Origin of the sequence: Pseudomonas sp. Irchel 3H7 (assembly GCF_900187605.1) — a bacterium.
Taxonomy (GTDB): domain Bacteria; phylum Pseudomonadota; class Gammaproteobacteria; order Pseudomonadales; family Pseudomonadaceae; genus Aquipseudomonas.
Map to the genome: position 1 here is coordinate 116,768 of NZ_FYEA01000004.1, position 19,873 is coordinate 136,640.

At 59.9% G+C, this 19,873-nt stretch carries 19 protein-coding genes; 5 read left to right on the forward strand and 14 right to left on the reverse strand.

Features of this window, described 5'->3' with window-relative positions; genetic code table 11:
- Positions 1-69: 69 nt before the first annotated feature.
- Both CKW38_RS09055 and CKW38_RS09060 read right to left on the reverse strand, forming a co-directional pair.
- Entirely contained in the window at positions 70-3,141 is a 3,072-nt protein-coding gene (locus CKW38_RS09055; protein ID WP_095112530.1) for an efflux RND transporter permease subunit, read from the reverse strand.
- Positions 3,142-3,147: 6 nt separating this feature from the next.
- Positions 3,148-4,248 (reverse strand): efflux RND transporter periplasmic adaptor subunit, encoded by a 1,101-nt coding sequence (locus tag CKW38_RS09060; protein ID WP_095112531.1) that lies wholly within the window; start codon positions 4,246-4,248, stop codon positions 3,148-3,150.
- A gap of 94 nt (positions 4,249-4,342) precedes the next feature.
- Between CKW38_RS09060 and CKW38_RS09065 the strand changes: the two genes are divergently transcribed.
- Positions 4,343-4,978 carry a TetR/AcrR family transcriptional regulator gene (locus CKW38_RS09065; RefSeq protein WP_007908881.1) on the forward strand — a complete coding sequence of 212 codons (636 nt, stop codon included), beginning with the start codon at positions 4,343-4,345 and terminating at the stop codon, positions 4,976-4,978.
- A gap of 132 nt (positions 4,979-5,110) precedes the next feature.
- Here CKW38_RS09065 and CKW38_RS09070 read toward each other — a convergent pair whose 3' ends face one another.
- Positions 5,111-5,893: a class I SAM-dependent methyltransferase gene (locus CKW38_RS09070; protein WP_007908882.1), complete on the reverse strand. Its 783-nt coding sequence runs from the start codon at positions 5,891-5,893 to the stop codon at positions 5,111-5,113.
- Positions 5,894-5,985: 92 nt separating this feature from the next.
- Here CKW38_RS09070 and CKW38_RS09075 point away from each other — a divergent pair, with 92 nt between their 5' ends.
- Positions 5,986-6,606 carry a hypothetical protein gene (locus tag CKW38_RS09075; RefSeq protein ID WP_007908883.1) on the forward strand — a complete coding sequence of 207 codons (621 nt, stop codon included), beginning with the start codon at positions 5,986-5,988 and terminating at the stop codon, positions 6,604-6,606.
- Positions 6,607-6,609: 3 nt separating this feature from the next.
- On the opposite strand, the gene CKW38_RS09080 is transcribed toward CKW38_RS09075, so the two are convergent.
- From CKW38_RS09080 to ppc, 7 genes are all read right to left on the reverse strand, one after another.
- The gene (locus CKW38_RS09080; protein WP_095112533.1) at positions 6,610-7,302 is read right to left on the reverse strand and encodes an extensin family protein; all 693 of its coding nucleotides are present in this window, start codon (positions 7,300-7,302) and stop codon (positions 6,610-6,612) included.
- A 2-nt stretch (positions 7,303-7,304) separates the two neighbouring features.
- On the reverse strand, positions 7,305-8,126 hold the full coding sequence (locus tag CKW38_RS09085) for an oxaloacetate decarboxylase (protein ID WP_095112534.1): 822 nt from the start codon (positions 8,124-8,126) through the stop codon (positions 7,305-7,307).
- A 32-nt stretch (positions 8,127-8,158) separates the two neighbouring features.
- A complete protein-coding gene (locus CKW38_RS09090; protein WP_095112536.1) occupies positions 8,159-9,019 on the reverse strand; it encodes a DUF72 domain-containing protein in 861 nt (286 codons plus the stop codon).
- Complete coding sequence (locus CKW38_RS09095) at positions 9,019-9,327, reverse strand: hypothetical protein (protein WP_007908889.1); 309 nt, start codon at positions 9,325-9,327, stop codon at positions 9,019-9,021. The genes CKW38_RS09090 and CKW38_RS09095 overlap by 1 nt, the downstream gene beginning before the upstream one ends.
- 222 nt (positions 9,328-9,549) lie before the next feature.
- Entirely contained in the window at positions 9,550-10,224 is a 675-nt protein-coding gene (gene tsaB / locus CKW38_RS09100) for a tRNA (adenosine(37)-N6)-threonylcarbamoyltransferase complex dimerization subunit type 1 TsaB (protein ID WP_095112537.1), read from the reverse strand.
- Between the two features lie 93 nt (positions 10,225-10,317).
- Positions 10,318-10,965, reverse strand: coding sequence for an adenylate kinase (gene adk / locus CKW38_RS09105; RefSeq protein ID WP_095112539.1), 648 nt, complete (start codon positions 10,963-10,965; stop codon positions 10,318-10,320).
- Positions 10,966-11,265: 300 nt separating this feature from the next.
- Entirely contained in the window at positions 11,266-13,896 is a 2,631-nt protein-coding gene (gene ppc, locus CKW38_RS09115) for a phosphoenolpyruvate carboxylase (protein ID WP_007908896.1), read from the reverse strand.
- A gap of 213 nt (positions 13,897-14,109) precedes the next feature.
- On the opposite strand from ppc, the gene CKW38_RS09120 reads away from it, so the two are divergent.
- The 3 genes from CKW38_RS09120 to CKW38_RS09130 all read left to right on the forward strand — a co-directional run bounded on the left by CKW38_RS09120 (position 14,110) and on the right by CKW38_RS09130 (position 16,069).
- Positions 14,110-14,454 carry a pilin assembly protein gene (locus CKW38_RS09120; protein ID WP_095112540.1) on the forward strand — a complete coding sequence of 115 codons (345 nt, stop codon included), beginning with the start codon at positions 14,110-14,112 and terminating at the stop codon, positions 14,452-14,454.
- 367 nt (positions 14,455-14,821) lie between these two features.
- Positions 14,822-15,226 (forward strand): DUF4398 domain-containing protein, encoded by a 405-nt coding sequence (locus CKW38_RS09125; RefSeq protein WP_007908899.1) that lies wholly within the window; start codon positions 14,822-14,824, stop codon positions 15,224-15,226.
- A 54-nt stretch (positions 15,227-15,280) separates the two neighbouring features.
- A complete protein-coding gene (locus CKW38_RS09130) occupies positions 15,281-16,069 on the forward strand; it encodes an OmpA family protein (protein WP_007908901.1) in 789 nt (262 codons plus the stop codon).
- 459 nt (positions 16,070-16,528) lie between these two features.
- Here the strand turns inward: CKW38_RS09130 and CKW38_RS09135 are convergent, their stop codons facing one another.
- The 4 genes from CKW38_RS09135 to CKW38_RS09150 form a co-directional block, all read right to left on the reverse strand.
- On the reverse strand, positions 16,529-16,858 hold the full coding sequence (locus tag CKW38_RS09135) for a hypothetical protein (protein ID WP_007908903.1): 330 nt from the start codon (positions 16,856-16,858) through the stop codon (positions 16,529-16,531).
- Positions 16,855-17,760 carry an alpha/beta hydrolase gene (locus CKW38_RS09140; protein ID WP_095112542.1) on the reverse strand — a complete coding sequence of 302 codons (906 nt, stop codon included), beginning with the start codon at positions 17,758-17,760 and terminating at the stop codon, positions 16,855-16,857. Before CKW38_RS09140 ends, CKW38_RS09135 begins: the two co-directional genes overlap by 4 nt.
- A 165-nt stretch (positions 17,761-17,925) precedes the next feature.
- Positions 17,926-19,176, reverse strand: a complete 1,251-nt coding sequence (locus tag CKW38_RS09145; RefSeq protein ID WP_176091693.1) for a flavohemoglobin expression-modulating QEGLA motif protein — start codon at positions 19,174-19,176, stop codon at positions 17,926-17,928.
- A 51-nt stretch (positions 19,177-19,227) separates the two neighbouring features.
- Positions 19,228-19,782 (reverse strand): hypothetical protein, encoded by a 555-nt coding sequence (locus CKW38_RS09150; RefSeq protein WP_095112544.1) that lies wholly within the window; start codon positions 19,780-19,782, stop codon positions 19,228-19,230.
- Positions 19,783-19,873: the final 91 nt, after the last annotated feature.

The following is a 19,873-nucleotide window of genomic DNA, read 5'->3' on the forward strand; positions in this document are numbered from 1 at the left end:
ACAAAAACGGATATACACCCAAAACCCCAAGAACATGGTCGGCCCGAAGGCCGCCACGCAACCCACAAATCAAACGGAGTCTTTGCGAACCCTGAACCAAGCCGCATACAACGCCGGCAAAAACAACAGCGTCAGCGCAGTCGCAACAATCAACCCGCCCATGATCGCCACCGCCATCGGCCCAAAAAACACACTCCGCGACAACGGAATCATCGCCAAAACCGCCGCCAACGCCGTCAACACAATCGGCCTGAAGCGTCGAACCGTAGCCTCGATAATCGCCTGCCAAGGCTTAAGCCCCGAGGCAATATCCTGCTCAATCTGATCCACCAGAATCACCGAATTACGCATGATCATCCCGGACAACGCAATCGTGCCCAACATCGCCACAAACCCGAACGGCTGACGGAACACCATCAAGAACAACGTCACCCCGATCAACCCCAAAGGCGCCGTCAAAAACACCATCGCCGTACGCGAAAAACTGCGCAACTGCACCATCAGCAACGTCAGCACCACGACAATGAACATCGGCACCCCGGCATTCACCGACTTCTGCCCACGCTCGGAATCCTCCACCGTGCCGCCGACATCCAACAGATAACCATCGGGCAACTCGGCACGAATCGAATCCAGCGTCGGCATGATCTGCTTCACCAACGTCGCCGGCTGCTCCTTGCCATAAATATCCGCGCGCACGGTCACGTTTGGCAGACGATTACGATGCCAGATGATCCCCTCCTCAAAGCCGTATTCCAGCGTGGCAATCTGCGACAACGCCACACTGCGACCGTTATCCGTCGGCACGGCCAGACTCGGCAGCAACGACAATTCAGTGCGCTCATGCACCGTGCCGCGCAACAGAATCTCGATCAACTCATTGTCTTCGCGATACTGACTGACACTCGATCCGGTCAACGAACTCTGCAGAAATTTCGCCAGATTCGCCGTGCTTACACCCAGCGCCCGGGCACGATCCTGATCGATATTCAGATACACGACTTTGCTCGGTTCCTCCCAATCCAGATGCACATTGACCACATGCGGATTCTCGCGAACCTTGGCTGCCACCTTACGCGCCAGCGCGCGAACTTCTTCGATGTGTTCACCGGTCACGCGGAACTGCACCGGATAACCCACCGGCGGACCGTTCTCCAACCGCGTGACCCGCGAACGCAATGCAGGAAATTGCTCGTTAAGCGTTTCGATCAACCAGCTGCGCAGCGCCTCACGCTCCTCGATGTTCTTCGCCAACACCACAAACTGCGCGAAGCTCGCCGCCGGCAATTGCTGATCGAGCGGCAGATAGAAACGCGGCGAGCCGGTGCCAACATAGGCGACGTAATTGTCGATGCCGGCGTGATCCTTGAGCATCGCTTCCAGACGTTTGACTTCACCGGTGGTATTGGCCAGCGACGCACCCTCAGCCAGTTTCAGATCGACCATCAACTCCAGCCGATTCGAGGCCGGGAAAAACTGCTGCGGGACGAAACGAAACAACATCACCGACGCGATAAACAGTCCCACCGTCAGCACGATCACGGTCTTGCGATGCATTACGCACCACTCGACCAGACGCCGAACGCGCTGATAAAATGGCGTGCCATACGGATCAGCCTGACCATCGCCAGTGCCATGTTTGGCCGCATGAATTTTCGCCAGATCCGGCAGGAGTTTTTCCCCCAGATACGGCACGAACATCACTGCCGCCACCCAGGACGCGAGCAGCGCGATGGTCACCACCTGGAAGATCGAGCGTGTGTACTCGCCAGTACCGGACTGCGCCGTGGCAATCGGCAGAAACCCGGCGGCAGTGATCAACGTCCCCGTAAGCATCGGAAACGCGGTGCTGGTCCAGGCATAACTCGCCGCACGGATACGGTCGAAACCCTGCTCCATTTTGATCGCCATCATTTCCACGGCGATGATCGCGTCGTCCACCAGCAAGCCCAGCGCCAGCACCAACGCGCCAAGGGAGATCTTGTGCAGGCCGATGCCGAGGTAATACATGCAGGCGAAAGTCATCGCCAGCACCAGTGGAATGGTCAGCGCCACAACCATGCCGGTGCGCACGCCGAGGGAGAAGAAGCTCACCAGCAAGACAATCGCCAGCGCCTCGACCAGCACCTGAACAAACTCGCCGACCCCGGTTTTCACCGCCGCCGGTTGATCGGAAACCTTGCGCAATTGCATGCCGGCCGGGAGGTTTTTCTGGATGCGCGAGAACTCGCCTTCCAGTGCTTTACCGAGCACCAGAATGTCACCGCCATCCTTCATCGCCACCGCCAGACCGATCGCGTCTTCACCCATGAAACGCATGCGCGGCGCCGGTGGATCGTTGAACCCGCGGCGCACATCGGCGACATCGGAGATGCGGAACGTACGATCGCCGACGCGGATCGGGAAGTTTTTTATCTCCTCTACCGTCTGAAAATTTCCCGAGACCCGCAGCTGCAAGCGCTCGCTACCGGTTTCAAAGAAACCGGCGGTCGACACCGCGTTCTGTTCTTGCAGCGTTTGTTGTACCGCCGCCAGCGGCAAGCCGAGGGTCGCCAGTTTGACGTTGGACAGCTCGACCCAGATCTTCTCGTCCTGCAAACCGAGCAAGTCGACCTTGCCGACATCCTTGACCCGTTGCAGCTGAATCTGGATGCGATCGGCGTAATCCTTGAGCACCGCGTAATCGAAACCGTCGCCGGTCAGCGCATAGATATTGCCGAACGTGGTGCCGAATTCATCGTTGAAGAACGGCCCCTGAATATCCGGCGGCAAGGTCTGACGAATATCGCTGACCTTCTTGCGCACCTGATACCAGAGGTCGGGGATTTCCTTGGAATGCATCGAATCGCGAGCAATGAAGGTGACCTGGGATTCACCGGGGCGCGAGAACGAGACGATGCGCTCGTATTCGCCGGTTTCCATCAGCTTCTTTTCGATGCGCTCGGTAACCTGCCGCGAGACCTCCTGCGCGGTCGCGCCCGGCCAGCGAGTCTGGATCACCATCGCTTTGAAGGTGAACGGCGGGTCTTCGCTCTGGCCGAGTTTGGTGTAGGACAACGCACCGACGATGGCCAGCAAAAGCATCAGGAACAGTACGATCTGGCGATTACGCAGCGCCCATTCGGAAAGGTTGAAGCGCATTGGGACTTACTCCTTGTCCGCCAGATTGACCACACGGTTGGAGCGATCCACCGGACGCACCTGCTGACCCTCGAGCAACACGTGAACGCCGGCGGCGACCACCCAGTCGCTGGCGTTCAGGCCTTCAAGCACCGGCACGGTTTTTTCGCCGAACGGGCCGACGCGCACTGGGGTTTTCTTCAAGGTGTTGTTGCCGTTGACGACCCAGACGTAGGTCGCGCCGTTTTCGGCAGTGAGTGCCGAGAGCGGCACCGACAGCGACACGGCATCGGCCGATTGCACAAACACCCGGGCGCTCTGGCCCAGTTCGGCCGGGACTTTGCCACCAGTGAAGGAAATGCGTGCGGCGAAGGTGCGCGAGCGTGGATCGGCGGCGGGCGACAGTTCGCGGATCTGCCCGGCGAAACGCTGGTTCTGTTGGGTCCACAGCTCGACCGTCACTGGCTGACCGACCTTGAAGCGCCCGAAGCTCTGCTCCGGCAGGCTGATCAGCACTTCGCGCTCGCCGTCGGTGGCGAGGGTAAACACCGTTTGCCCGGCGGCGACGACCTGTCCGACTTCCACCGAACGCTTGGCCACCACGCCATCCTGCGGCGCACGCAACACCGCGTAACTGGCCTGATTGGTCGATACGTTGAATTCAGCTTTGATTTGTTTGAGGCGGGCTTCACCGGAGCGGTAAAGGTTTTCCGCATTGTCGTAGGCCGAGCGGCTGACCATCTGCCGATCCATCAGGGTCTTGTAGCGATCGCGCTCGGCACGCACCAGGTTGAGATTGGCTTCGGCGGCGGCAACCTGGGCGCGGGTGGCTTCCAGCTGCAGGCGCACGTCCTGCGGATCGAGTTCAGCGAGCGGTTGATCTGCCTTCACGCGCTGACCTTCATCGACCAGTCGTCGGCTGACTTTGCCGCCAATGCGGAACGCCAGATCGGGTTCGTAGCGGGCGCGCACCTCGCCCGGATAACTTTCCATCGTCTGCGCCGAAGGCTCTGGCTGCACCACCATGGCCGGTCGCACGGTGACTTGCGTCGCCTCTTCCTGACCACACGCTGACAAAAGGAACGCCAGACTCACTGGCAACGCGAGGGACAACGCATGGCGGAACATGGTGACGGACCTTTCGCTAATGGTGCTTGGAATAATTATACTGGCGGGTATGTTATTAATAGCAAACTCACCAGTCCAGTATTAAAAGCGAAGAATGTCGAACAATCTTTCAGCTCCAAACGGTCCGGGCCGTCCCAAGGATCTGGCCAAGCGCCAGGCGATCCTCGACGCGGCGAAAATTCTGTTTCTGAGTCATGGCTATGCCAACACCAGCATGGACGCGGTCGCCAGCGAGGCTGGCGTGTCGAAGCTGACGGTCTACAGCCATTTCAACGACAAAGAGACGCTGTTCTCCGCCGCCGTCGTGGCCAAGTGCGAGGAGCAATTGCCGCCATTGTTCTTCGAATTGCCCGAAGGCATCGCCGTGGAAAATGTGTTGCTGAACATTGCGCGAGGCTTTCATCACCTGATCAACAGTGATGAGTCGGTGAACTTGCACCGCTTGATCATGGCGCTGGGCAGTCAGGATCCGAAGCTGTCGCTGATCTTCTTCGAGGCCGGCCCTCAGCGCATGGTGCAAGGCATGGAGCGGTTGTTGACGCGCATTCACGAGACAGGCGCGCTGAGCATCGATCTGCCGCGCAATGCCGCCGAGCATTTCTTTTGCCTGATCAAGGGTGCGGGGAATTTTCGGCTGTTGTATGGCTGTGGGGAGCCGTTGACTGAAGAGGCAGCGGAAAGCCATGTGCAGGAAGTGGTGGGGTTGTTTATGCGGGCGTACAAAGCCTAATTTCTGCGGTGTCGGCACTGACGCCATCGCTGGCAAGCCAGCTCCCACAAGGATTTGGGTGTGATCACAAATCGTGTACACACCACCAAACCCTGTGGGAGCTGGCTTGCCAGCGATGAGCGCGACTCGGTATCAAGCCTTGAGCGCTTTCTTCGGGTAGATGTCATAGCGGCTCGATTTGCCATCCAGCGCATGACTCGGCTTCGGCCCTTCAATGCACGGCGCCTTGCGCGGTCGTTTGACCACCACCCGGTGCGTCGCTAATGCCAAAGCGGCCTGCAACAGCGCCGGCGCATCCGGATCATCACCCACCAACGGCCGGAACAGACGCATTTCCTTTTTCACCAGCGCAGTCTTCTCGCGATGCGGAAACATCGGGTCGAGATAAATCACCTGCGGCGCCTCACCCTCCCAGTTCTGCATGACCTCGATGGAATTGCCCTTGAGCAACTTCATCCGCGCCACGATCGGCGCCACGTCGAAATCTTCCGCCGCCCGCGCCAGACCATCTTCCAGCAGCGCGCCGATGAGCGGCTGGCGTTCGATCAGGCTCATCTCGCAACCGAGACTGGCCAGCACGAACGCATCCTTGCCCAGCCCCGCCGTGGCATCCAGCACCCGTGGGCGCACGCCTTGAGCGATGCCGACAGCCTTGGCGATCATCTGCCCGCTGCCGCCACCGTATAAGCGCCGATGCGCCGCACCACCTTCAACAAAGTCGACCCGCACCGGCCCCGGTGCATCCGGGCCGAGCTGTTGCAGCTGCAAACCCTGCTCGCCGACCTGCAAGGCAAACTCGCCGTCCGCCACTTCAAGCGGCAGGCCCAGGCGCTCGGCCCACTGCCCGGCTTGCGCTTCAAACGTCGGGCCGAGGGCCTGAACATGGATGCGGCAGGCCGCAGGTTGCTCGATCATGGAAAACACGCTCAAAAATTCAAGGATCGGCAAAAACCGCCGATAATTCATTCAACGCGCATTTTGCCAGAGCTGAGCGTCAACCGAAAAAAATGTCAGGCATTCTTCCCACATCGATTGGCTACATCTCGCCCCATGGCGACTTTAGCCGTCACAACACTCAAGCACTGAGCGGCGTCAGTCACCTGTGGCAGGATTTCTTTGCCCAGGCGATGGCCGAACAGACGAGTGAAGTGGTGCCTGCCTGTGGCACGTTCCCTCCGGTTGACCTGAGCAGCCCGGAAGAACCGACCATCGGCAGCGAGCTGCACGCGCACATCGTCAGCCAGCGCGAGTGCGATGTGGTGGAAACCGAAGTGCGTCCGCCAGAGCCGCTGTTCCTGCCGATCGCCGAATTCGAAATGGACTTGCTGGACAAACCCTTCCCGCCGTTCCCGCCGGAAGAACTGAAAGCTCAGCAAGAGCAACAGGATTTCGACAGCAGTTGGGTGCGTCCGGTGGTGATCAACAATGGTCAGCCCGTTCCAGAGCCTGGCCCGGCCCCGCAGAAGAAACCGCTGTACCTGCCGATTGCCGAATTCGATCTGGATCTGCTGCAAAAGCCTTATCCGCCGTTCCCGCCGGAAGAAATCGTCGAGCAACAGAAGGCGCTGGACTTCGATAATGGCTGGGCCCGCCCGATCGTTCTGCAGAACCTGCGCCTCGCCGCCTAAACCTCAGCGACACACGCTCCAGCGCCCGACATCGACATGAAAGTGATTGCGGTGGGCGGCGTTGTAATCCGGGCTCAACACCACACTGAATGCCTCACAGGCACCGTCGCGCAACTGACGCAGAAACTGCGCGTCCTGATTTTGCTTGGGCCAGTCCTTGAGCACGCTGACCGTGCGACCATCGGCCAGACGAAACCCGGCGATGTCCAGCGCATCAGCACTGGCATGACGGCTGAGCGCGCCGCTTTCGCGGTTGTAGACATTGCGACAGGCGAAGCTGCCGAGGTGATCGACACGCGCGATCTTTTGCCCGTAAACGGATTGCGCGACGGGTTGCAGCGTGTGGTGTTCAAACATCGCGTAGGCCACTGCCAGCGGACAACTGGCGAGGAAGCTGCTGCTCAGCGCCACCTCACCACCCTGTACGCGCAAGGCGCCGATCAGTGGACACTTGGCGTCGGGGCTGTCGGATTGCCGCGTGACGCGCAGATCAGAGCTGCTCAACGCCTGGGCGCAGAGTTCAGGATCGCTGCGCAAGCGCATCAGCTTGTAACCGGTCAGCCAATTGGGCGCGGCTTTGACGTCCAGTGGCGCCCATGGATTCCATTGCGGCGGTACGTCCAGCCAACCGCGCCAGACACTGACCGCAGCGCCGCCAATCGTCAGCAGCACCAGCCAGAATATCCACCGCCCCATGTTCAGCCTTTGAAAAACTGGTTGGCTTTGGCGTACGGCATCGACTGCGCGGTAAACCCGAACGTGCCGGATTGCTGGATCTCTTCAGCGGCGCGGAAGAACTCGCCGAACGCCGCCAACGCCAATGCCGAGCCGGTGCTGATACGCCGCACACCCATTTCTTGCAGCTCCTGCACGGTCAGTTTCAAACCGCCGGACATCAGCACGTTGACCGGTTTCGGCGCCACCGCGCGCACCACTGCCAGCACTTCCTCGGCGTTGCGCAAACCCGGCGCGTACAACACGTCGGCGCCCGCTTCGGCGAAGGCCTGCAAGCGGCGGATGGTGTCGTTGATATCAGGATTGCCGTGCAGGTAGTTTTCCGCGCGCGCCGTCAGGATGAAGGGGAATGGCAGCGTGCGCACAGCGGCGACGGCCGCTTCGATACGTGCCACAGCGTGTTCGAAGCAATAGATCGGCGCATCCGCGCGGCCCGTGGCGTCTTCGATCGAGCCACCGACCGCACCCGCCTCTGCTGCGCGAAGCAGGCTTTCCGCGGCTTCGGCCGGGTCATCGGAAAAACCGTTTTCGAGATCCACCGCCACCGGCAAATCGGTGGCCGCGACAATCGCGCGGACATTGGCCAGGGTCTCGTCGAGACTTAACGCGCCATCGGCCTTGCCCTGGGAAAACGCGTAACCGGCACTGGTCGTTGCCAACGCCTGATAGCCGAGGCTGGCGAGCATTTTCGCCGAACCTGCATCCCACGGATTGGGTATGACAAAAATTCCCGGACGTTCATGCAGGGCTTTGAAGGCGTGTGCTTTAACGGCTTGGGCATCCATCGGCAGGCTCCTGGGCAGGATAAAAATCCGCTTCAGAGCAGGCCAAGTTGCTCCGCAGCGGGTTCTCTGTATAGCTCAGGCAGCGCCGGCAGGCCAGGCAAACGTTGCATCAGTTGTGCGTGAAAACGTTGCGCCAGCTTCGCCGCCAGGAGGTTGTCGGCGGTGTGCAGGAAGATGTACGGCGTGCGGCCCTCTTCGATCCATTCGGCGATTTTCGCCACCCACGGCACCAGGAACGAGTCGTTGGCTTCCAGTTCCGGATGGCCAATGAAACGCACCTGCGGGAACTGCGTAAACGCCGCCGGGCGCGTCGGCACTCGCGGCTTTTTCGATTGCGCGTGGATCACCGACGACTCGGTCGACAGGCAACTGAACAGCGCACGCGGATCGAGACAAATGCGCTCAACGCCACGGTCCAGCAGCAGACGATTGAGCAAACGTTCGCTCTCGCCCTTGGCGAAGAACTGCTCATGCCGTACTTCCACCGCCAACGGACAATCCAGTGCATCGATGAACGCCGCCAGTTCCGGCAGGCGATGCGGCGTGAAGCTTTTCGACAGTTGCAGCCACAGCGGCGAAGCACGCTCACCGAGCGGCTTGAGTAATTGCAGGAAGGTTTCGGCGGCGGTCAGTTGCTCGCGCAGGTCTCCGCTGTGGCTGATGTCGCCGGGGAATTTGGCGGTGAAGCGAAAGTGCTCGGGCATAACGTCAGCCCAACGCTGCACAGTCGCGGGCGATGGACTGGCATAGAAGGTCGTATTGCCTTCAACGGCGTTGAACACTTGGGAATACAGACCGAGGAAGTCAGAGGTTTTTGCATCTACCGGGTACAGATATTCGCGCCAGGCGTTTTCGCTCCAGGACGGGCAACCGAGATAGTAAGGCAGATCCATCAGATGTACAGATCGAGGCCCAGCACGTCTGCATCCCAATCGACAAAACCGGCGGTGCTCAGGTAACTGGCCAAGGCCATCGCTACGCTCTTTTTCATCGCACGGTGATAGATCATGTCTTGCTGACGGGCAGGCAGATTGCTCAGGCGTTGGGCCGAGGCTTTGGCAGCGCGGGCGGCCAATTGCTCTTCAGTCGGGAATTCCAGCTCGCCGTCGATATCGTCGACGGATTCATCCAGCGCCACATTGCCTTTGCGAGGCTTGCGCTTGATGGGGTAGGACTGAGAGGAAAGGCCGTCTATACGCATAATTTCATGCTCGGTATCGATGATGGCAATTTAGCGGCACTTGACCGACTTAGCAAACCGCCGAGTGATAACTAGAACACATAAAGCGTAAAAGGTTTAAAGCGGGGGGTTAGAAACTGACGATTGGCTTCAGAAGATCAAAAGATCGCAGCCTGCGGCAGCTCCTACATTTGGAATGCGATCCTTGTAGGAGCTGCCGCAGGCTGCGATCTTTTTAAAGGCTCAACGAGCCTTGGGGGTGGCGACTTTGTCGCGCAGGTAAACCGGTTGTGCATCATCCGCCGGGATCGACTCGCCGCGCTCCCAAGCGAAACGCGCCAAGGTCAGCAAGTCTTCGGCGTGGGGCAACATGCCGGCGTCGGAGCCGGTCAGATCGACCGCGATCCGCTCGCCATAACCCCAACCGGTGCCAGCACCAAACCAGTCGCCACTGGCATCGGCCGGCAGCGCGGCGACTTCCGGTGGCAACACCGCTTCGGCACCGACCAGACGCATCTCCCCTGCCGTCTCGCGGTAGCAGCCCCAATACACTTCATCCATCCGCGCATCGATCGCCGCCGCGACCTGGCTAACGCCGTGCTCACGCAACGCACGTTGCGCCAACACGGCCAGATTGGACACCGGCAACACCGGACGATCCAGCGCGAACGCCAAACCTTGCACCACACCAATGGCAATCCGCACACCGGTAAACGCACCCGGGCCACGACCGAAAGCAATCGCATCGACCGCTTGCAACGTGGTGCCGGCATCGGCCAGCAGTTGCTGGATCATCGGCAGCAGCTTCTGCGCATGCAGGCGCGGGATCACCTCGTAATGGCTCGTGACCTTGCCGTCATGCAGCAAGGCAACGGAGCAAGCTTCAGTCGCGGTGTCCAGGGCCAGCAAGGTGCTCATCGATGTTTCCAAAACAGGGGTGGGAAAAAGGGCGTCAGTATAAACAACTACGGCCCGCAAGCGGGCCGTGGATGATGCAGCCGATCAGACTTTTCAGCTCAGCGCGGCCAGCACCTTGGTGGTGATCGCATCAACCGAACCAACGCCTTCGATGTGGCTGTACTTCGGCTTGCCGTTGGCAGCCGACAGCTTCTGGTAGAAATCCACCAGCGGCTTGGTCTGCGAGTGGTAGACCGACAGGCGATGACGCACGGTTTCTTCGGTGTCGTCCTTGCGCTGTACCAGCTCTTGGCCGGTGATGTCGTCTTTGCCCGCGATTTTCGGCGGGTTGTAGACGATGTGGTAAACGCGGCCGCTGGCTTCGTGAACACGACGGCCGGCGATGCGTTGCACGATTTCTTCGTCTTCAACAGCGATTTCAACCACGGCATCCAGCTCGACGCCGGCAGTCACCAGGGCTTCAGCCTGCGGAATGGTGCGCGGGAAGCCGTCGAACAGGAAACCGTTGGCGCAGTCTGGCTGAGCGATACGGTCCTGAACCAGTGCGATGATCAGGTCATCCGACACCAGGCCGCCGGCATCCATGATGCTCTTGGCTTGCACGCCCAGCGGAGTACCGGCCTTGACCGCTGCACGCAGCATGTCGCCAGTGGAAATTTGTGGAATGCCGAATTTTTCGGTGATGAACTTAGCCTGAGTACCTTTACCGGCCCCGGGAGCTCCCAGCAGAATGACGCGCATTAGATGTGCTCCTCAATTTTTTTATAAAAAGCTTTTACAAAACAAAGGATTCGCCTCTTGGGACGAATCCTGAAAATACGGGTCGTGGCCGCACAAACGGCCAAAGGCTGATCAAGATACACAGCAGGCTGCGCCCACACAAGACGCCAAAAGTCGGAGAAACCGACGCCCCCCGCGACCTTGCGACGCGGTAACCCAAGTCGCAACCCCATCAATAACTGTCGCCTGGCGGCATTTTCATCCGTCAGGCAAAGCGGCACCCGGCATTTGTGTGCGGTGCCGCGCGCCACGACAAAAACGTTAGCCGGTATTTCGCAAACCGGCGGCAATCCCCGCCACAGACACCAGCAACGCCTGTTCCACCGGGCTGCCCTGCTCGACATCCTGCTGTCGCGAACGGGCCAGCAATTCGGCCTGCAATAGATGCAGCGGGTCGAGGTAGGTGTTGCGCAGCCGGATGAATTCGAGGGTGTCAGGGCTATGTGCCAGCAGCTGCGACTGGCCAGTCAGGCCAAGCACCACCGCGCACGCCTGCGACAATAGGTCGCGTAACTGCGCGCCCAACGGCAACAGATCCGGCTCGACCAGACGTTCATCGTAGGACAGCGCGATATCCGCGTCAGCCTTGGCCAGGACCATCTCCAGCATGTCGATGCGCGTGCGGAAGAACGGCCACTGCTCGCGCATTTGCCCAAGCAACTCGCCCTCGCCGCGCTCCAGCGCCTTGCTCAGTGCCGATTCCCAACCGAGCCACGCTGGCAGCATCAACCGCGTTTGCGTCCAGCCGAAGATCCACGGGATTGCCCGCAGGCTTTCGATACCGCCGGCCCGGCGTTTGGCCGGGCGACTGCCGAGCGGCAAACGACCCAGTTCCTGCTCGGGTGTGGACTGGCGGAAATACTCGACGAACTGCGGATTTTCCCGCACGACCTGGCGATAAGCACTGACACCGTCAGCCGCCAATTCATCCATCAGATGACGCCACTCTGGCGTCGGTGGCGGCGGTGGCAGCAAGGTCGCTTCAAGCACCGCCGCCAGATACAGATTGAGGTTTTGCTCGGCGATGTCCGGCAGGCCGAATTTGAATCGAATCATTTCCCCCTGCTCGGTGGTACGGAACCGCCCCGCCACCGACCCCGGTGGCTGCGACAGAATCGCCGCGTGGGCCGGGCCACCGCCACGGCCCACAGTGCCGCCGCGACCGTGAAACAGCAGCAGCTCGACTTGCTGCTCGCGGCAGATTTCCACCAGGCGCTCCTGCGCGCGATATTGCGCCCAGGCCGCCGCCGTGGTGCCGGCGTCCTTGGCCGAGTCGGAGTAACCGATCATCACTTCCTGCGGGCCTTGCAGCCGCGCGCGGTAACCCGGCAGCAGCAACAGCCGCTCCATCACCGGCCCGGCGTTGTCGAGGTCGGCGAGGGTTTCGAACAGCGGCACCACGCGCATCGGCCGCAACACGCCGGACTCTTTGAGCAGCAGTTGCACGGCGAGCACATCGGAAGCGGCGCCGGCCATGGAAATCACGTAGGAACCCAGCGACGCACCCGGCGCGGCGGCGATCTCCTTGCAGGTGTTGAGCACTTCGGCGGTATCAGCAGAAGGCTTGAAATGCGCCGGCAGCAATGGCCGACGATTGCTCAATTCGCGGGTCAGGAAGGTGATGCGCTGCTCTTCGTCCCAGTCTTCATAGCGACCGAGACCGAGGTAATCAGTGATTTCAGTCATCGCCGAACTGTGCCGCGAGGAATCCTGCCGCACATCGAGGCGCACGAGGAACAAGCCGAAGGTCACCGCACGACGCAAGCAATCGAGCAACGGGCCGTCTGCAATCACGCCCATACCGCATTCGTGCAGCGAGTTGAAACACAGCTCCAGCGGATCAAGCAGATCGCGGTTGTTGTGCAGCACATCGGCCGGCGCCGGGGTTGGCGCAGTCAGCGCGGCGTGCGCCCAGTTGCGCGTGGCGCGCAGGCGTTCGCGCAGTTGTTTGAGCACCGCGCGATACGGTTCGGCGCTGTCGCCGGCTTTGGCTTTGAGGGCTTCACTGGCCTGCTGCATCGACAGTTCGGCCGCCAGATGATCGACATCGCGCAGGTACAAATCGGCGGCCATCCAGCGCGCCAGCAGCAACACTTCGCGGGTCACCGCAGCGGTGACGTTGGGGTTGCCGTCTCGGTCGCCGCCCATCCAGGAAGCGAAGCGAATCGGCGCCGCTTCCAAGGGTAGACGCAGGCCGGTCGCTTCGTACAACGCCTTGTCGGCCTTGCGCATATGGTTGGGGATCGCTTGCCACAGCGAGTGCTCGATCACCGCGAAACCCCATTTGGCTTCATCAACCGGTGTCGGTCGTGTGCGGCGGATTTCTTCGGTGTGCCAGGCTTCGGCGATCAGCCGTTGCAGGGTATTTTGAATCTGTTCGCGTTCGGCTGTGGTCAGGTCGCGATGATCCTGCGCGGCGAGTTGCCCGGCGATCGCGTCGTACTTCTGGATCAGCGTGCGGCGTGCCACTTCGGTCGGGTGCGCGGTCAAGACCAATTCAATTTCCAGGCGCGCCAATTGCCGGGCCAGCGACTCGGCGCTGTGGCCTTCGCTGCGCAAACGCGCGAGCAATTCCGGCAATACGCGGGATTCGAACGGCGCCGGCTGCGACTCTTCGCGGCGATGGATCAACTGATACTGCTCGGCGATGTTCGCCAGGTTGAGAAACTGATTGAACGCCCGGGCTACCGGGAGCAACTCGTCTTCGCTCAATTGATTGAGGCTGGCGCTCAGTTCAGCGTCCATCGAGCCACGCCGATCGGCCTTGGCGCCTTTGCGAATCTGCTCGATCTTGTCGAGAAAGGCCTCGCCGTACTGGTCTCGAATGGTGTTGCCCAACAGCTCTCCGAGCAGGTGAACGTCTTCGCGCAAGCGTGCATCAATATCGGTCATCAGCAATTCCCCAGCAGTAATCCGGACGGCTTAGAAACGAGTGCATGACTTAGAGAGTGCCGCTCTACGACGCTTCTTACAAGCATCCGACCAAGGGACGTTAAACCTTGCGGGCGAAAGCTAGTCTCAACAGTAAGCCGTACAACGGCTTGCCGCCGGCCCCGGCGGACACTCACCCAGACCTGCCATGAGCAGGTGCGAAATGAGGTCATCATGAAAATTCGTGAACTCGCCCAGCATTGGGAAGAAAACGCCAAGGGTCGCCTGACCGACACTGGCTACTCGATTCATCTGGACGTCGAAGCCGCTGCGCGTCTGGCAGCGATTACCGAGATGTACCCCAAACGGCATGTCGAAGAATTGCTCGGCGAACTGATCGGCGCGGCGCTTGAAGAGTTTGAGGCGAGCCTGCCGTATGTGAAGGGTTCGACGGTGGTGGCGACGGATGAGGAAGGTGATCCGTTGTATGAGGATGTCGGGCCTACGCCGCGGTTTCTGGCGCTTTCGCGCCGGCATTTGCATGACCTCTCGGCCGCAGCAGGCAAGCAAAAACACTGATCCGGCATTGCGTTAACCCTGTGGGAGCTGGCTTGCCAGCGATGGCGTCCGTTCAGTCACCGATGTGTTGAATCTGATGGCCCCATCGCTGGCAAGCCAGCTCCCACAGGGAATGTATTTTTCCTCCAGCACTACGTCTTTCTTTCCCCGCGCGTACCGCTTCATCCCGCCAAAGTTCCCGCTTTAGAGCCTTGTCCATTCAGTCAAAAATTATTTTGGCGATAGGCCATCTTTTCTGAACTTTTGAAAAATCCCGCCGGTCGGAACCTGTAACCACGCCTGGAACGAGCGTTTCAAAAACGCGCTTTCACACGTCGCTTGCGGCTCCTCGACCAGGATGGATTCAGATGTATTCAGGAGATGCCTAATGGAGTTGAAGACCATGAAAAACCAAACCTCGTTTACCCACCTGCGCGGTCTGAAACTGGCGGCTCTGGCCATCGGCACCAGCTTCGTGCTGGCCGGTTGCGCCGGTAACCCACCGAGCGAGCAATACGCCGTGACCCAATCGGCCGTGAACAGCGCTGTCAGCGCCGGCGGTACCGAGTTCGCTGCGGTTGAGATGAAGCAGGCGCAGGACAAACTGAAACAAGCCGAAATCGCCATGCACGACAAGAAGTATGACGAGGCTCGCACCCTGTCCGAGCAAGCCGAGTGGGACGCTCGCGTCGCCGAACGCAAGGCTCAGGCCGCAAAAGCCGAACAGGCTGTGAAGGATTCCCAGAAAGGTGTTCAGGAACTGCGTCAGGAAAGTCAGCGCACCGTGCAGTAAGCGCGCATCCCGACCGCAAAGCTGAATCTCTTATCGATAGAAAGGACGAAAATTATGCGTAAGCAACTGATGATCCCCGCTCTTCTGGCCGCAAGCGTTGCTCTGGCTGCCTGCTCCACTCCGCCTAACCCGAATCTGGAAAACGCGCGCACCAACTACGCCGGCCTGCAAGCCAACCCGCAGGCAAGCAAAGTCGCGGCGCTGGAAACCAAAGACGCCAGCGATTACCTGGACAAGGCCGACAAGGCTTACCTGGACAAACAAGACGCGGCCAAAGTTGACCAACTGGCTTACCTGACCAACCAGCGTGTGGAAGTGGCCAAGCAGACCATCGCCCTGCGCACCGCTGAAAACAATCTGAAGAACGCAGCTGCCCAACGTGCTCAAGCGCGTCTGGATGCTCGCGATCAGCAGATCAAACAGCTGCAGGACAGCCTGAACGCCAAGCAGACCGATCGCGGTACGCTGGTGACTTTCGGTGACGTGCTGTTCGCCACCGACCGTGCCGACCTTAAATCCAGCGGCCTGGTGAACATCAACAAACTGGCGCAATTCCTCCAGGAAAACCCGGATCGCAAAGTGATCGTCGAGGGTTACACCGACAGCACCGGTACAGCCAGCCACAACCAGTCGCTGTCCGAGCGTCGCGCCAACTCCGTGCGCACCGCACTGGTGAAAATGGGCGTTGATCCAGCGCGTATCGTCACCCAAGGCTACGGCAAGGAATACCCGGTTGCCGAAAACGGCAGCGCTTCCGGTCGTGCAATGAACCGTCGCGTGGAAGTGACCATTTCCAACGACAACCAGCCAGTGATGCCACGTTCGGCGGTCAGCTCGAACTAAGCGCCCTGCTGTAACGCAAAAGCCCCGCCTGAGTGATCAGGCGGGGCTTTTTTGTGCGGGCTGAAATCGCGCCCCCTCACCCCAGCCCTCTCCCGAGGGAGAGGGAGCCGATTTGTGGTGCTTTCAGAATTTGTGTTCGACACGATGGATCAGGCGGGGCTTTTTTGTGCGGGCTGAAATCGCGCCCCCTCACCCCAGCCTTCTCCCGAGGGAGAGGGAGCCGATTTGTGGTGCTTTCAGAATTTGTGTTCGACACGATGGATCAGGCGGGGCTTTTTGTGCTGGCTGATATCGCAGCCCCTCACCCCAGCCCTCTCCCGAAGGAGAGGGGGCCGATTTGTGGTGTTTTCCACATTTGCGTTCGACTCGGTGGATCAGGTCGGCGTATAGCGAAAGAACACCTCGGTCAGTCCCCTCTCCCTCTGGGAGAGGGTTAGGGTGAGGGCTGAACCTGCAGAATCACTGTTCCAGCTTCTGCGGAGTCTCCTCACCCATGCAACGCACGGCTTTCTTCTGGGCGTTAATCAGCACACCGGTCAAACCTTTCTGCTCGGTATCGAACAACACCAACACGCCATCAATGCACTGCGCCACTTGCGCCGCCGGGTCGAGCGAGACCTTGTAGTCTTCGCCCGGCACGGTCTTGAGCATGGTGAATTCATTGAGCAGCAACGCATCCTCGGGTTTGGCGAAGTGCAGGTAGCCGTAGTACCACAGCGCCCCGACGGTGCCGAGGATGCTGCAGATACCGGTGATGATCAGCGGGATGGCGTTGCGTTCTTCAGTCATTGCGGACTCTCATCTTCAGAATTCGGGGGTGTCGGGTAATTGGGGATTTCGCCGAGACGGCGCAGGCCGTTGAAATGCTCGGGATCGTCGAGGTAGCGCAGCATGACCTGACGCCACACCGGGTCGCCGAAGGTCTGCACATGACCGCCACGGGTCAGTTGCAGCACACGCGGTGGCGGCGCAGCTTGATACAGACGGATGCCGTTGGAAAGCGGGACCAGCGGATCGTCGATGCTGTGGAAGATCAGCTTCGGCACGCCGTTGAGTTGCGGCATCGAGTTGATCGCGCTGTCGCCATCCGGCACCAGCCACGACAGTGGTACCTGAAATGGCCAGGTCAGCCACGAAGTGCTGAGAGCATATTGGCCGACACTGCGATAGCTCGCGGGCACGCCGTCGAGCACCAAAGCCTTGAGTTGTTTCTGCCGTTCGGGATGCTGCACCAGCCAATGCACGGCCATCGAACCGCCGAGGCTCTGACCGAGCAGAATCAGCGGCTTGCCTTTGACCTCGGGCGCCTTGTCGAGCCAGGCGAACGCGGCGTCGATGTCCTGATAGATCGCCGGCAAACTCGGCTCGCCCTCGGACAGGCCATAACCGCGATAGTCGACCAACAGCACTTGATAGCCGTTTTTCGGCAGCCACCAGCTGCCACCGAGGTGCATCGGCAGGTTACCGCCGTTGCCGTGCAGGTGCAGAACGGTGCCTTTGACTTCGACACCGGGTTTCGCCGGTAGCCACCAGGCGTTGAGCTTCAAGCCATCAGCGGTAACCAAAGTTACCGTCCGGTATTCGAGCTTGGCTTTTTCCGGGGTAAAGATCTGGCCCGGCTCGGGGTAGAACAACAGCGAACTGCAACCGCCGAGGGTCAGGAGCAGGCAGAAGATGCCGAGGATTCTCATCCGGTGAAACCTCGCAAAAGAAATTGGCAAACAAACGATTCAGAGAAAAACAAATAACCCTGTGGGAGCTGGCTTGCCAGCGATGGCGGTGGGTCAGCCAACATCAATATTGACTGACAGAATGCAATCGCTGGCAAGCCAGCTCCCACAGGGGAAATTGGTTGTTCAAAGGATATTGGAGTAATCCGCTTCGATCCGGTCCAGGCTCAAGTGATTGAGGAAGTTGGAGAAACACATCCACGCCGACAACGCATTCAAATCGCGGAACTGATCCGGCAGGTATTTCGGCGGCACCACCAATCCTTCATCCACCAGCTGGCGCAAGGTCCGCATGTCTTCCAGTGTGGTCTTGCCGCAGAACAACAACGGAATCTGCTCAAGTTTGCCCTTACGCACGGCCAACTGAATGTAGTTGTAAACCATGATAAAACCCTTGAGGTAGGACAAGTCTTTGGTAAATGGCAGCCCGGTCGGTGTCGATCCACGGAAAACCCGACTGGCGTTGCCGTAACTTTCCGCCATCTCAAAGCCCTGCTCGCGGAAGAACTCGAAGATCTGCAGGAAGTCGGCGCCCTCCTCGACCATGTGAATGGCGCGGGTGCGGTTGGTCAGCTTGCGCAGGCGACTCGGGTAGGAGGCGAACGTGATGATTTCCATCAGGATCGCCAGGCCTTCCTGGGTCACCGTCGACGACGGTGGGCCTTTGGACAGGAAGGTGCAGATCGGCTGGTTCAGCCCGTTGAGCGTGGTGCCGACGTGCACCAGGCCTTCGTGGACTTCCAGCGCGCGTACGTCGCGATCGTTGAACATCGCGTCGGTGCGGATCTTGATGTAGTCGGCGCCGGCCGCCGCGTCGGCAACGATGCCGTCGGACTCGAACACGCGGATGGTTTCCTCGGCCTCGCCGAACACTTTGTTCAGACGGGTCTGCAGCAAGTGCACCGCGTCTTTGGCGGTGAGAATTTTCGGCTCGTCCTTGAGGTCGCCACGGCCATCAATGTTGTTCAGGTAGTCGGACATCATCAGGCCGAGGTCGGCCAGCGTTGGGTCACCGGCGTGGAATGCATCGGAGGCGGCGCCGTACAGTTCCTGCGAAATCAGGCCGAAATCCTCGGTGCCACGCGCTTCAAGCATGCGCACCACCATGCGGTATTCCTTGCACATACGGCGCATGATCTGCCCGACCGGGTTGAACTGGCCGAGCTGGCGAGTGATGTCGCGCTCGATGTTCTGGAACTCCAGCTTGACCTTGCTCGAATCGAAACTCAGCGGCCGATTGAGGTAGTAGTCGCGATCGACGGCGGGCATTTCCTTGCCTTTGGCCTTGAGGAAACCCTTGCGGATGTTCTCGTCCCACTTGACCGCGTCGAGCACACGGATCGGCGTCTGCGCCAGCACAATGCGGTCGGACAACATGCGTATCGTCTGCTGGTAATCGTCCACCCGAAACTCCTGTAGAAAACTGAATTATTTGGCGCGGGCCTGACGCTGGTAGCGCACGGCTTCCACGAAAACATCGGAATTGGCCGGATCATCGAGGTATGCAAAAACCTTGTCGAGGTTGCTGTCGACCTGTACGCCGTCGCCATCGTCAGTCTGGAAAACCTGACCGTCGAGGGCTTTCTGGTTGATCGCTTGATTGATCTGGTCGAGATCGAGGTTGTAGACCACCAGTTCGTGTTTGTCGGTGAGCTCGAAGCCGGCGATGGTGAAGTGGCCGCCGAAGCGCGCCGGCACTTTCGCCGACAGATACCAGCGGCTGCCGTGGCGCGACACGGTGAAGGGATAGGCTTCACGCTCGTGGGGTTTGGCCCTGAAGTACGTGATGGCCTGATAGCGATCGTTGCCCAGGCGCGTCAGCTCAAGGTTCATCGGCTCGCCCCAGGCATTGGTGCTCGACCATTTGCCGAGCAGGCCTTTGGGCGCCGGTTCGCTGGCGGTCAGCGGTTCCTTGAACGTCACCAGACAGCCACTGAGCAGCAGGAACGACAAGGCGATCAGCACGCCACGCCAGGCTTTCATTCAATACTCCCTATGAACATTGGCCGCCCTCATGGTGATCGATCGTTCCCACGCTCTGCGTGGGAATGCATTCACTGACGCTCTGCGTCAT